The sequence below is a fragment of the Pseudomonas sp. 32_A genome, assembly GCF_017490905.1.
Taxonomy (GTDB): Bacteria; Pseudomonadota; Gammaproteobacteria; order Pseudomonadales; family Pseudomonadaceae; genus Aquipseudomonas; species Aquipseudomonas inefficax.
The window spans coordinates 22955-35876 of record NZ_JAFGYI010000012.1 but is presented as its reverse complement, the minus strand read 5'-3'; the positions used below and the strand labels follow the sequence as shown (position 1 = coordinate 35876).

Here is a 12922-nt window from a genome sequence, read left to right as displayed (position 1 = left end):
CCGCGTTAGAAGAGGACAAGGGTGAACTCGATACGGTGGACGGTCGCTAACCGACCCATAGCCGACGTTGCGTCTTACAGCGGACTTTGTGGGAGCGGGTTCACCCGCGAACACCGGCACAGCCGGTGCCATCCACCGCGGCGCCTGCTTCGCGGGTAAACCCGCTCCCACAGAGTGTGTGTCGCACTCACGAAGCCGGTTATTCTCAAGTGTCCGCTTCGGGCCGAATGCTGCCGTTTGCCGTCTGTAGCCAAGGGCCATTGACAGCCATTCGCGAGCTGACCGCTATCAACCCGAAGAGGTCATCTGTAACCGGGGCCGCTTCGCGGCCCATCGCCGGCAAGCGCGGCTCCCACAGGTACAGCGCATGTCTGAAGTCTAATGAAATTCCTGTGGGAGCTGGCTCATGGGTTGTCCTCGCGTCAGGGGAACTCGATACGGTGGACGGTCGCGATCCACCCCATTGCTGTCCTTCGCGGAAGGTTGTTCATGGGTAAACCTCCGGGCAATACACCGGCGCCTTACTGAATGGCTTAACGTTTACTGAAGGCGAGACGAGCAGCAAAAAGAACGAAGAGCATTCCTGTTGCACGATCCATCCACGCAACCACCTTCTCACGCCGCAATATACCGGCCAGCGGTTGGGTTGCGGCGATCAGAATAATTGACCATAGCAACCCGATTACCACGTGAATACTTACCAAGCCGAACGTCCAAGTAATCAATGGCTGGCCTTGGGGAATGAATTGGGGCAAGAAAGAGACGTAGAAAATACCAATCTTGGGATTGAGGATATTTCCCATCACTCCCTTCAGGAACCAGTCACGGCTTGGCTTTGCTGCCGCTTGGACAGGCGACAATGATTTACGCGGACGTAAAAGCATATTCAGCCCGAGCCAGGCTAAATAGGCGGCACCGCAGTATTTCAAGACGTTGAACGCCAACTCTGATACGGCAATCAGTGCGCCTAGTCCAAATGCCACAGCGGCGCCCCACAGCAAGCAACCTGTGTTGATGCCCAGCGCGGCGCGAAAAGCCTGCTGCTTTCCTTCCACGGTGGCCGTTCTCAATATCAAAGCAGTGTCGAGGCCGGGCGTCAGTGTTAACAGCGTTGCTGCGAAGGTGAACGCAAGAAGGTTGTCAGCAATTGACATAGGGAGATGGCCTCGGCGTGATTTTGAAGGGAAGTTAACCTCAAAAGCTGCCTGTTGAAAGTCGCATCTCCTTCGGTAGCAGCTTATGAACGTTACGGTTTTGCGTTGGCAAGGGGAGTGGGCGAAATTGCCGGGTTGGTCTATCAGCCGATGGAGAAGCGGCTGACCAATTGAATCGCCGCTTTCGACCCATAGCGAACATCTGTAACCGGGGCCGCTTCGCGGCCCATCGCCGGCAAGCGCGGCTCCCACAGGTACAGCGCATGCCTGATGGCTGGTGATTTTCGAAACATGCTGGGCAAAGACCGTCCCCACGTGACTTCGAGGGTGGGACAGCGTCGCTCGCCGTGCTGACGGTGTTCGCCTGGAGCATGATGGGAGCCGTTCAATCCGGCTACTCTGCCACCCAGTCAAAGGCGTAATCCTTGAAAACTGACCACCCGATCCCATGGGAGCACTGTACATGCCTGTCGATTTCAGACCCGCTCAAGCCTCGGACGCGCAAGACATCGCGCGCTTCTTTCAACTGACATCGGAAGGCATGGCCGATTACATATGGAGCAAGCTTGCCGCACCTGGAGAAGCGTTGCTGAGTGTCGGGGCGTCTCGCTATGCCAGGGAACAGGGCGACTTTTCCTACAAGAACTGCCTGATGGCCACTTCCGAAGGGCGCGTAATCGGCATGATGCACAGCTATGCCTTGCGCGAGACACCTGACAGACCTGTCGAGACAGACCCGGTCCTCGCACCTTATTCCGACATGGAAATACCCGACACCTTGTACATTTCCAGCCTGGCCCTGGATGAGGCGTGGCGCAGCCAGGGGCTGGGCGTCCAGTTTCTTCGCCACGCCCAGCAGCGCGCCGAGGACTCTGGCCTGGATGGGCTATGCCTGATCGATTATGCAGAAAACCACGGTGCACGCCGCTTCTACGAACGTCACGGTTTTCAGATTGTTAAAACCTGCCAGATCGTTCCGCACCCGATGCTGGGCGTAACCGGTGAAGCCTATTTGATGTATCGCCCTACCCACAACGTGCTCGAGAAAAAACCATGAACAAGAAACTGACCGTGTTCCGCGAACTGGATATCCAACCGGTGCGCGACCTGCCCTTTTTTGAAGAGGTCGTGGAAGGCACCCCTCATACGCTGACGTCCAAGTACTATCACGATGAACAGCAAGGTCGCATTTCCGGAGAATGGCAAGCCAGCACCGGAGCGTGGCGCATCGACTACAAAGTCTGGGAGTTCTGCCATGTCCTGAGTGGACGCTGCGTCATCGAGCTTGAGGGTTGCGCCCCCGTAACACTGGCCGCTGGCGACACGTTCATCATCGAACCGGGCGCCAAGGGCAAATGGACCGTGCTGGAAGACATGAAAAAGAACTTCGTGATCCTCTTGCACGCATAGTAGGCGCGAGGCACGCAACCACGACCAATGCGGCCAAGCCGCACCGGTCGTGAACCACTATCACTGTAGATGCTGTCTGATCGCCTGGGCAGCCTGGTCCATCGCACTGCGGGTACCGGGCACCTGGCCGAGTACGTTGAGCAGGCCGAAGTCGTGGATCATGCCGTTGTAGCGCACGGCGGTCACCGGTACGCCGGCAGCGCCAAGCTTGCGGGCGTAGGCTTCGCCTTCATCGCGCAGCACGTCCATCTCGGCGGTCTGTACCAGCGCGGGTGGCAGGCCTTTCAACTGCTCCAGGCTGGCGCGCAGTGGCGAGGCGTGGATGTCGTCACGCTGCCTGGGGTCGCTGGTATAGCTGTCCCAGAACCACTGCATCATGTTGCGGGTCAGGAAATGGCCCTCGGCGAACTGGTTGTACGAACCGTTGTTGAAGTTGGCATCGGTCACCGGCCACAGCAGGGCCTGGAAGCGCAGCTTTGGCGTGCCGGCCTCCTTGGCCTTGAGCGCCACAACCGCCGCCATGTTGCCGCCGACGCTGTTGCCGACAACCGCCAGGCGCTTGCCATCGACGCCAATTTGCCTGCCGTTCTCGGCAACCCAGCGGGTGGCGGCATAGGCCTGGTTGATGGCGGTGGGGAATTTCGCTTCTGGCGATGGCGTGTAGTCGACATAGACGGCCGCTGCACCGGAGCCGAGCACCAAGTCGTGGATCAGGCGTTCATGGGTCGGGTAATCCCCCAGCACCCAGCCACCGCCATGGAAGAACATGAACACAGGCAGCTCGCCTTTCGCCCCTTGTGGACGTACCACGCGGATCTCCAGGGCCTGCCCGTCGACAGCAATAGTGCGGCGCTCGACCTGGATGCCGGATACGTCCACATTCACGCTGGCCTGTGCGCCAGTGAGCACGGCACGAGCGTCTTTCGGCGACAGGGTTTCCAGTGGTTTGCCGTCGCCGGCTTCAAGAGCCTGGAGGAAAGCCTGGGTGGTGGTTTCCACACCGGGGCTACCGGCGGCGAAGGCGCTGTTGACGGCGAGCGCGAGCAGGCCGGCGGCGAGGGGGCGGGAGAGTTTCATGGTCAAGCTCCTGGGGCGCTGGGTAGGGTGATCAGTTCTGGTTGGCGTAGGTGGTCGGGCGCAGGTAGCTGACCTTCTGCAACTTGCCGTCGCTGTCACGGTAGGTCAGGGTGGCAGTACTGGCGTGCCCGGTGGCGTTGGCCGGGGCGTCCACGGCGATCACTTGGGCGATGTCCAGGTGCATGCCGTACTGGTACGGCGAGGCGGTCTGGGCGAAGGCACTGACGCTGGCGCCGAAGGTCAAGGTGGCGATGGCGATTGCTTTGCTGAAGTTCATGGTCATGCTCCGTTGGCTTGGGTAGGGGATCAGCGATTGCTTGCTGGGTGATTGGTATATTGCGCGGTAATAGTTAGTGCGCAAAATATATTTCCGTTATCGGGCCGATCGACACGCTGCATCAAGGCCGCAGTCTTGAACGGTACGGCGGTCGCTGCGCTTGGCGGATAGGCGGCACGCTAGGCCCGTTGAACCGCGAGTCAGTCGAGATCCATGGAGCGACGATGATTAGCGCCACTGATCTGCTATTCATGTATGGCACTGAACACGTGGGGTAAGGCCATTACCCCAACAGGGTAGGGCGCTTTTCCATCGCCCCTGACTTCTGGGAGTTCAGCATGAAAGCAATCGTTTATAACGGCCCGCGCGACGTCGCCGTCAACAATGTCGCGGATGCAAGGATCGAGAAACCTACAGACGCGCTGGTGCGCATAACCACTACCAACATCTGCGGATCCGACCTTCACATGTACGAGGGGCGCACATCGTTCGAGGCCGGGCGCGTGTTCGGTCATGAAAACCTCGGTGAGGTGATCGAGGTGGGTGCAGGGGTAGACCGGGTCAAGGTCGGTGATTGGGTCAGCCTGCCTTTCAATATCGGCTGCGGGTTCTGTGAAAACTGCGAAAAAGGCCTTACAGGATTCTGCCTCACTGCCAACCCGGGTGCTGCCGGGGCCGCATACGGCTTTGCCGACATGGGGCCCTATCAAGGCGGCCAGGCCGAGCTGTTGCGTGTACCGTACGCTGATTTCAACTGCCTGGTGCTGCCGGAGGACGCCCAGGAGCGTGAAGACGACTACGTCATGCTTTCGGATATTTTCCCCACCGGTTGGCATGCCACAGAGCTGGCCGGCCTACAGCCGGGCGAGAGCATCGCGATCTATGGAGCGGGCCCCGTCGGGCTGATGGCGGCCTATTCGGCAATCATCAAGGGTGCCTCCCAGGTGTTCGTGATCGACAACCAGCCAGATCGTCTGAGGCTGGCCGCGCAGCTTGGGGCAACCCCCATCAATGCGGTCGAGCAAAAGGCAGTGGAGGAAATCATGAACCTGACCCATGGCAAAGGCACCGACCGTGGATGTGAATGTGTGGGTTACCAGTGCTGCGACAAGCATGGTCATGAAGCGAACTACCTCACCATGAACAACCTGGTTGCCTCAACCAAGGCTACCGGTGGCATAGGCGTCGTGGGTGTGTTCGTGCCAGAAGACCCGGGTGCGAAGAATGAGCTGGCGAAGCAGGGCAAGATGGCCTTCGATTTTGGTGCGTTCTGGTTCAAAGGCCAGTTCATCCGCACAGGTCAGGCAAACGTGAAGGCCTACAATCGTCGTCTGGCGCAGCTCATTCATCATGGGCGGGCGAAGCCTTCCCAGATCATTTCCCATCGTTTGACGCTTGCCGAAGGCCCCGATGCCTACAAGCATTTTGATGCGCGGGATGATGGCTGGACGAAGGTGGTGCTCAAGCCTGCTGCTTGATCCGTACTCCGATGCCTCCAGGGAAGGAGGCTCGGCGAGGGAAGGGTTCGCCTTCTGCGCTAACCGGCCCCTCCCTGAAACAAGGCCCGAACCACCTCCCTCATCCAGCGATTCCCGCTGTCTTGCTGGTACCGCGCGTGCCAATGCTGCTTGACCGTGAAGCCCTCCACTGCAAACGGGCAATCGTGCACCTGCAGACCATGCATGTCGGCGAGTGTCTGCCCGATGTGCCGTGGCAGCGTAGCCACCAGGTCGGTCGACCCGACAATCATGCCTAACCCCAGAAACGCCGGCAGCTCGAGCATTATCCTGCGCTCGATGCCGGCTCGAGCCAGGCCTGCCTCCAGCAACTTCTGCCCGGTACCGGCACTGATCTGTACATGCCCCTCGGCCTGGTAGCGCGCCACGCTCATGCCTTTGCCCAGGCGAGGGTGTCGTGGGTTGCTCAGGCAGACCCAGTCCTGTTCGAACAACACTTGCTGATACATCCCCGCACCCAGCCAAGGCACAAAACCGATGGCCAGGTCCGCCTCGCCTGACTCCAGTGCGCTCTCGGTATTGCCATCGATGCGCGCTGCCTCCAGGCGAATGCCCGGCGCATGGGTGCGCAGGTGGTTGAGAATGCTGGGCAGCAGGGTGATATGGCTGGCATCACTGACGCACAGGCGAAAGCGCCGCTGCGCCGTGGCCGGAACGAATTGCGGCTCCCAGGTAGTCAGGCGCCGCAGCGATTCCAGCACCTCGCGGCAGGGCCCGATCAGTTGGTCTGCTCGCGGGGTAGGGGCCATGCCGCCAGGGGTGCGCACGAACAGCGGGTCGTTCAATTCTTCACGCAAGCGCCCCAACCAGATGCTCACCGTAGGTTGGCTCTGGCCGAGCTGTTCAGCGCTGCGGGTCACGCTACGGCAGTGGTAAAGCACATCGAACAGCTGCAGCAGCTTTGGATCGGGCAAGGCATCGAGCGTGCTCATTATTGCGAAACTCAATAACTGTATTGAGCCCATTGTATAGCCGAAATAAGACCCGCTGCATAAGGTAGTCGCAAACCACAGGAGGTCTGCGATTTGAAAATCTGCATTCTGGGCGCCGGTGCCTTGGGTTGTGCCATTGGTGCAGCCTTGAGCGAAGCGGGGCACGAAACCTGGCTGTTGAACCGTGGCCGTGCGCATGTCGACGCGATGAACCTGCACGGGCTGCGGGTACAGGACGAACGCGGCGAGCGGCAGGTCCGGGTGAAGGCGGCCTGCGACGCGGCAACCGTGGGCGTGGCCGACCTGGTGGTGGTGCTGGTCAAGTCGTTCCACACCCGCGAGGCGATTACCGGTGCCAAGGCGCTGATCGGGCCGCAAACGCTGGTGCTGTCACTGCAGAACGGTCTTGGCCATGAAGACATCCTGGCCGAGGCCGTGGGGCGTGAGCGGGTACTGGCCGGCAAGACCTACGTCGGTGGCGTGTTGCTGGCGCCGGGTTCGATCCGTGCCGGTGTAGCGGGCAAGCAGACCTTCATCGGCGAGCTCGACGGCCAATGTACCTTGCGAGTGCAGGCCATTGCCGAGGTCTTCAATGGCGCCGGGCTCGCCACCACAGTCAGCGACAACATTCTCGGCACCATGTGGGACAAGCTGCTGGTCAACGTCGCGACAGGCGCGCTCAGCGGCATCACCATGCTCAGTTATGGCCAGCTGTACAGCGAGCCACTGCTGGAAAGCACCGCCAAGGCAGCGGTGAGCGAGGCCATCGCCGTCGCCGAGCGGGCCGGCATCCGCCTGAGCCTCACCAGCCCGGACGCCGCATGGCGTCTGGCAGCTGAAGGCCTGCCAGCGAGCTTTCGCACCTCGATGCTGCAGAGCCTGGAAAAGGGCTCGGTCACCGAGATCGATTTCATCAACGGCTCCGTCGTGCGCTGGGGCCAGCGCCATGGCGTGGCTACGCCGGTCAACGCGACCCTGGTGGCCTGCATCAAGGGTATCGAGCGCGCCATGGCCGATCAGCAGAAGGGGAATCATCCATGAGCCAGCCGAAAGCCTACCTTGAACACGTTGCGTTCTGGGTGCGGGACATCCAGTGGCACATCCGCTTTTTCAGCGAGGTGTGCGGCATGACCATGCGCGAGATGCAGGGCGAGGTCGAGCAGCCCGCGCAGTACTGGACCCTCGGTGGCCTGCAGTTCATCCACCAGCCGGACTTTGCCGGGCCGGAAGGGCGCTTGGCGCACCTGGGCATCATGTGCGAGGACCTCGAAGCTGCCCTGGCCGCCGCACATCGTTTCGGCGTCAGCGAAATGCCCCAGGGCCGCAACTGGCTGCGCCTGCCTGACGGCCTGGCGGTGGAGTTCATTCAGGCAGTGCCGGCGGAATGCGTCGCCCAGGCACTGGCGATCGACCCACGCGCAGAGGTGACGGTATGAGCGTGGTGGAAAGATACTGGGACGATGCCCGCGAAGGCGATGAGTGCATCAGCCCCAGCTACACCGTGACCCGCGAACGCATCCTGGCCTACGCCGAACTCACTGGCGACCACACCCCGGTGCATGTCGACGAGGCATACGCCAACGCGAGTCACTTCGGCTGCCTGGTTGCCCATGGCCTGTTCGGCCTGTCGATCGCCGACGGCCTGAAGACCCAGTGCGAATACCGCTTTGTACCGGGCATGTCGCTGGGCTGGACCTGGGACTTCGTGCTGCCGATCAAGGTCGACGATGTGCTGCACGTGCGCATGCGTGTGGGGGCGATGCGCCCGAGCAACAGCCGACCGGGCTGGGGCATCGTGGTCTTGCCGTCGGAGCTGATCAACCAGCACGGCGAAGTCGTGCAGCGTGGCGAGCACCGTCTGATGGTGCCGAGGAGGGTGCAGGCATGAGCCAGGCATTGCCATTGGCGGGTATCCGCGTCATCGACTATAGCCACTTCCTGGCCGGGCCCTACGTGGGCCGCTGCCTGGCAGCACTGGGCGCCGAAGTGATCAAGGTCGAACGGCCGGGTAACGGCGATGCCGGCCGCCAGCACGCGTTTACCCTTGATGAGCAGCAGAGCGGTTACTTTCTGCAGCTGAACATGGGCAAGCAGGGCGTCAGCGTGAACATGAAGGACCCGCGTGGTAAAGCGTTCATGCAGCGCTTGACCGACTCGGCCGATGTGTTCATCGAAAACTATCGCCCCGGCGCCCTGGACAAGCTGGGCCTGGGCTACGCCGAGCTGTCGGCGCGCAACCCGCGCCTGGTGTACTGCTCGATCTCCGCCTATGGCCACACCGGGCCAGATGCCCACCGTGCCGGCTTCGGGCTGATCGCCGAGGCCAAGAGCGGGATCATGCAGATGGTCGGCGTGCCGGGCGAAGCGCCGCCGTTGCTGCGCATTTCCCTGGGCGACATGTACACCGGGATCCATGCCGTGGCAGCGATCAATGCGGCGCTGCTGGGCCGTGTGAACAGCGGCCGTGGCCAGCACATCGACATGGCCCTGTACGACACGCTGGTGTCGATGCATGAATACGCGGTGCAGTGCTACACCTTGTCCGACGGCACCGTCCTGCCCGAGCAGACCGGCCATGACATGCCCACCTCCACCCTGTACGGCGTGTTTCGCGCTGCCGATGGCGACCTGGTAATCGCCGCCCAGGTCGACGACGCCTGGAAGCGCTTTGCCGCGATGCTCGAAGCCAACGGTGGCCCGCCCGGGTTCGGCAACGACAGCCGCTACCACAGCCTCAATGGCCGCAACGCCCACCGCCAGGCAATCCTGGCCGTGGTTCGCGACTGGGTCGGAGCGCGCCGGGTGGCCGATATCCTGCAGTTGCTCGATGACATCGACATTCCCAGCGCCAAGGTGCAGCGCATCGACGAGGTCGTGGCCGACCCGCAGATCCAGGCGCGCAACATGGTCATCGAGCAGCAGCACCCGCGCTACGGTACCTTGCGCCTGCCCAACCTGCCGTTCCGCTTTTCGGATTGTGACACCACGATCCGCCAGGTAGCCCCGGACCTCGGCCAGCACAATGCCGAAGTCGCCGCCGGGCTTGGCTTCAGCCCTGAAGAAATCACCGCCATGCAGGCAGACGGTGTGCTGTTCACCCATGGAGATGCACGATGAGCGACCGCTATGCAGTGATCGGCCGGCCGATCAGCCACACCAAGTCCCCGTTGATTCATGGCCTGTTCGCCCAGGCCAGCGGCCAGTGCCTGGAGTACGGCGCCCTCGAGGGCGAACTCGAGGGCTTCGAGGCCCAGGTACTGCAGTTTCGCAATGATGGCGGGTTGGGCATGAACATCACCGCGCCGTTCAAGCTGCGTGCCTTCGAACTGGCCGACCAGCGCAGCGAGCGCGCACAGCTGGCGCGTGCGGCCAATGCATTGAAGTTCGAGGAGGGTCGGATCTTTGCCGATAACTTCGACGGCATCGGCTTGTTGCGGGATATCGAGGAGAACCTCGGTGAACCGCTGGGCAATCGCCGGGTACTGTTGCTCGGCGCCGGTGGCGCGGTGCGTGGTGCGTTGCTGCCGTTCCTGCAGGCGGGGCCGAGCGAGCTGGTGCTTGCCAACCGAGACATGGCCAAGGCGCTCACCCTGCGCAACGAGCTGGATCACCCAAGCCTGCGCATCAGCCGTTATGAGGAGCTGGAGGGGCAGTCTTTCGACATCGTGGTCAATGCCACCTCCGCGAGCCTCACCGGCGAGCTGCCGCCACTACCTGAAGGTGTGCTCGGCGAGACGCGGCTGGCTTACGAGCTGGCGTATGGCAAAGGCCTGACGCCGTTCCTGCGCATGGCCCAGGCGCAGGGGGTGACGCGCCTGGCCGACGGTGTCGGCATGCTGGTCGAGCAGGCGGCGGAGGCGTTCGCCTGGTGGCGCGGGGTGCGGCCTGAAACCCGTGCCGTGATCGATCGCCTGACCATTCCCCTGGAGTAGCCCCTGCAACTGAGGGCTGCACAAGCGATCTACTGTGGGAGCGGGCATGCCCGCGAAGAATCCAACGCGGTGCCTGGCACCGGCTGTGCCGGTGTTCGCGGGCCTGCCCGCTCCCACAGGGGCCCCTGCCAATCAGTAGGGCGGCGGTGGCAGTTCGGCCAACAGTCTTTTAAGTCCGTCGCTCCACTGCCTGCGTATCTGCTCGTAATAGGCATCGTCGCTGGCGATGCGCTGGCGCTTCGGTGTTTCCAGCCTGTCCTTGTGGTAGACCAGCAGGTCCAACGGCATGCCCACCGACAGGTTGCTGCGAATGGTCGAGTCGAACGAAATCAGCCCACAGCGCAACGCTTCATCGAGAGGCATGTGGTAGCCGAGGTTGCGGTCGAGAATCGGCCGCCCATACTTGCTTTCGCCCAGTTGCAGGAACGGGGTGTCTGGCGTGGCCTGGAAGAAATTGCCCTGTGCATAGACGTTGTATATGCCCATGGGGCCACCGGCTATCTGGCCACCGACGATGAACGAGCTGCTGAGGTCGGTGCCGGCAGACAGCTTGCTACGATCACGGCTGACTACCTCTCGCAGGGTGTCGGCGACCAGTGCCGTTGCATCGTAGAGCGTGGCAACGTTCAACAGGTGGGGGCCGGGGCCCCGCGTGCGTTGCTGCAGCAGGTTCACCACCGATTGCGAGGTCGCCAGATTGCCGGCGGTCTGCAAGACGATCAGGCGCTCCCCCGGCACGCCGAACACGAACAGCTTGGCAAAGCTGGCAATCTGATCGATGCCCGCATTGGTGCGTGAGTCGCTGATGAAGACCAGCCCGTCCGCCAGGTGCATGGCGACACAATAGGTCATGCTGTTTCCCTTGATTGCTCTATGAACGGATGCAGCGCCAGTTACTGGCGGTGCACATGCACGCTGGCCTGCATCGATTCGGCACCACCTCCGCGGCGCACGCCCCTGACCGGGCAGGCATCGAGGTAGTCCAGGCCCACTGCCAGTTTCAGGTGACGCTCTGGCCGGGTAAGGCGGTTGGTGATATCGAAGCTGTACCAGGCATCGTCGACCCAGGCCTCGGCCCAGGCATGACTGGCCAGGTGCTGCTCGTCCTCGGTGCACAGGTAACCGGAGACATAGCGTGCCGGGATACCCAGGCTACGTGCGCAGGCGAGGAATGCATGGGTATGGTCCTGGCAGACCCCGGCAGCGCCGGTGAACGCTTCGATGGCGGTGGTGCCCACCGACGTGGCACCGGGGCTGTATGGCATGTGCTCGGCAAGGCCCTGCATCAGCCCGACCAGCGCCGCCCGGTCGCGGTGTTCGCCGCAGTGCCGGTTGGCGAAGGCCTTGAGTGCGTCATCGGCCTGGGTCAGGTGGCTGCTGCGCAGAAATGGCAGGGGAGATTGTTCGCCAGCCTCCTGCTCGCGCTCCGGGTCGATCTCTACCTGGCCGCTGGCGGTCAGTGCCAGATGCCCGTGGGGTTTGTCCAGGGTCAGCACATGGAGGATGTTGCCATACGGGTCGATCTGGCCTTTGACCCTGCAGGGCAGGTCCAGTTGCCATTCGTTGATGCGCTGGCGCTCACTGCTGCGTGGCGTCAGGCGCAGGAACTGGATGCTGTTGCAGACATCGCTTGCGTAGCTGTAGGTAGTGTCGTGGCGAATGGACAGTTTCATACGACCTCCAGATAGGAGTGATGGACCGCCTGGCCCAGTTGATTGATGCGCCCGATGAAGTCGCTCAGCCATGGGTGCAAACCCGCTTCGAGGATTTCGTCGATCGCGGTGTAGCGCAGACGAGCGTTCAGTTCGGCGGCCATGCGCTGGGCGGCGCGCCCGGTGCTGCCCGGCAGGCTGGCAAGTATCTGGTCCAGCTCCTCGATGCAGGCATGCAGCGAGCGGGGCACATCGACCCGCAGCAACAGCAACTCGGACACCGGCCGTGCACTGGGTGCGGCGCGGTAGAGTTCGTTGAAGGCTTCGTAGGAGGTCAGCGCGCGCAGCAAGGCGCTCCACTGGTAATAGCCGCGGGCAGAGTCATCGCTGACCTCCTCGGAGGCCTCACCGAACATCTCATAGCGGGCATCGAGCAGGCGCAGGGTGTTGTCGGCCCGCTCCAGGAAGGTCCCCAGGCGGATGAAACTGTAGGCGTCGTTGCGCATGATAGTGCCAGAGGTTGCGCCGCGGAACAGGTGCGAGCGTTCCTTGACCCAGTCGCAGAACTGGCTGATGCCATAACGGCCGAGGCCATTGCTGGCAATGTTGCGCATCTCGATCCAGGTAGCATTGATGTTCTCCCACATGTCGGCGGTGATGCGGCCACGCACTGCGTGGGCATTGGTCCTGGCCGCCTGCAGACAGCAATAGATACTGCCGGGGTTGGTCGCGTCGAGGGCGAAGAAGTGCAGCATGCGCTCGGTATCGAGTTCGGTGTGCCGGCGGCGGTAGTCGTCCAGCGTGCCGGATGCCAGCAGTGACATGGCCAGCTCGGCATGGCCGTCACTGCGGCCGGCCTGGGGCATCAGCGACAGCGAGTAACTGACCTCGAGCATGCGCGCAAGGTTCTCTGCACGCTCCAGGTAGCGCGACATCCAGTACAGGTCGGAAGCAGTTCTCGAAAGCATGGT

General features: G+C 62.2%; 15 protein-coding genes. 8 read left to right on the top strand and 7 right to left on the bottom strand.

Translation table 11 applies throughout. From position 1 onward, the window contains the following. Window positions 1-533 precede the first annotated feature (533 nt). Complete coding sequence (locus J5M58_RS09770) at window positions 534-1154, bottom strand: LysE family translocator (protein ID WP_133973368.1); 621 nt, start codon at window positions 1152-1154, stop codon at window positions 534-536. Between the two features lie 463 nt (window positions 1155-1617). On the opposite strand from J5M58_RS09770, the gene J5M58_RS09765 reads away from it, so the two are divergent. Continuing rightward, on the top strand, window positions 1618-2211 hold the full coding sequence (locus J5M58_RS09765; RefSeq protein ID WP_243432278.1) for an N-acetyltransferase: 594 nt from the start codon (window positions 1618-1620) through the stop codon (window positions 2209-2211). Then, on the top strand, window positions 2208-2564 hold the full coding sequence (locus J5M58_RS09760; protein ID WP_207878013.1) for a cupin domain-containing protein: 357 nt from the start codon (window positions 2208-2210) through the stop codon (window positions 2562-2564). Before J5M58_RS09765 ends, J5M58_RS09760 begins: the two co-directional genes overlap by 4 nt. A 60-nt stretch (window positions 2565-2624) precedes the next feature. Here J5M58_RS09760 and J5M58_RS09755 read toward each other — a convergent pair whose 3' ends face one another. Continuing rightward, window positions 2625-3641 (bottom strand): alpha/beta hydrolase, encoded by a 1017-nt coding sequence (locus tag J5M58_RS09755; protein ID WP_207878011.1) that lies wholly within the window; start codon window positions 3639-3641, stop codon window positions 2625-2627. A gap of 31 nt (window positions 3642-3672) precedes the next feature. Beyond that, window positions 3673-3918: a DUF2790 domain-containing protein gene (locus J5M58_RS09750; RefSeq protein WP_112253783.1), complete on the bottom strand. Its 246-nt coding sequence runs from the start codon at window positions 3916-3918 to the stop codon at window positions 3673-3675. Between the two features lie 338 nt (window positions 3919-4256). Between J5M58_RS09750 and J5M58_RS09745 the strand changes: the two genes are divergently transcribed. Beyond that, window positions 4257-5396, top strand: coding sequence for a glutathione-independent formaldehyde dehydrogenase (locus J5M58_RS09745; RefSeq protein WP_207878009.1), 1140 nt, complete (start codon window positions 4257-4259; stop codon window positions 5394-5396). A 59-nt stretch (window positions 5397-5455) separates the two neighbouring features. Here J5M58_RS09745 and J5M58_RS09740 read toward each other — a convergent pair whose 3' ends face one another. After that, on the bottom strand, window positions 5456-6367 hold the full coding sequence (locus tag J5M58_RS09740; RefSeq protein ID WP_207878007.1) for a LysR family transcriptional regulator: 912 nt from the start codon (window positions 6365-6367) through the stop codon (window positions 5456-5458). A gap of 93 nt (window positions 6368-6460) precedes the next feature. Here J5M58_RS09740 and J5M58_RS09735 point away from each other — a divergent pair, with 93 nt between their 5' ends. Genes J5M58_RS09735 through aroE form a run of 5 tightly spaced genes read left to right on the top strand, consistent with a single transcriptional unit; the run spans window position 6461 to window position 10299 of the window. Then, window positions 6461-7408, top strand: a complete 948-nt coding sequence (locus tag J5M58_RS09735) for a ketopantoate reductase family protein (protein ID WP_207878006.1) — start codon at window positions 6461-6463, stop codon at window positions 7406-7408. Further along, the gene (locus J5M58_RS09730; RefSeq protein ID WP_207878004.1) at window positions 7405-7803 is read left to right on the top strand and encodes a VOC family protein; all 399 of its coding nucleotides are present in this window, start codon (window positions 7405-7407) and stop codon (window positions 7801-7803) included. The genes J5M58_RS09735 and J5M58_RS09730 overlap by 4 nt, the downstream gene beginning before the upstream one ends. Continuing rightward, the gene (locus J5M58_RS09725; RefSeq protein ID WP_112253778.1) at window positions 7800-8255 is read left to right on the top strand and encodes a MaoC family dehydratase; all 456 of its coding nucleotides are present in this window, start codon (window positions 7800-7802) and stop codon (window positions 8253-8255) included. The genes J5M58_RS09730 and J5M58_RS09725 overlap by 4 nt, the downstream gene beginning before the upstream one ends. Further along, on the top strand, window positions 8252-9484 hold the full coding sequence (locus tag J5M58_RS09720; RefSeq protein ID WP_112253777.1) for a CaiB/BaiF CoA-transferase family protein: 1233 nt from the start codon (window positions 8252-8254) through the stop codon (window positions 9482-9484). The genes J5M58_RS09725 and J5M58_RS09720 overlap by 4 nt, the downstream gene beginning before the upstream one ends. Then, on the top strand, window positions 9481-10299 hold the full coding sequence (gene aroE / locus J5M58_RS09715) for a shikimate dehydrogenase (RefSeq protein WP_112253776.1): 819 nt from the start codon (window positions 9481-9483) through the stop codon (window positions 10297-10299). Before J5M58_RS09720 ends, aroE begins: the two co-directional genes overlap by 4 nt. 132 nt (window positions 10300-10431) lie before the next feature. Here aroE and J5M58_RS09710 read toward each other — a convergent pair whose 3' ends face one another. From J5M58_RS09710 to J5M58_RS09700, 3 genes are read right to left on the bottom strand one after another with little or no spacing between them, the layout of a single operon-like run. Next, on the bottom strand, window positions 10432-11151 hold the full coding sequence (locus J5M58_RS09710) for a proteasome-type protease (protein ID WP_207878002.1): 720 nt from the start codon (window positions 11149-11151) through the stop codon (window positions 10432-10434). Window positions 11152-11192: 41 nt separating this feature from the next. Further along, complete coding sequence (locus tag J5M58_RS09705) at window positions 11193-11972, bottom strand: transglutaminase family protein (protein WP_207878000.1); 780 nt, start codon at window positions 11970-11972, stop codon at window positions 11193-11195. Further along, on the bottom strand, window positions 11969-12919 hold the full coding sequence (locus tag J5M58_RS09700) for an alpha-E domain-containing protein (RefSeq protein WP_015270105.1): 951 nt from the start codon (window positions 12917-12919) through the stop codon (window positions 11969-11971). The genes J5M58_RS09705 and J5M58_RS09700 overlap by 4 nt, the downstream gene beginning before the upstream one ends. Window positions 12920-12922 lie beyond the last annotated feature (3 nt).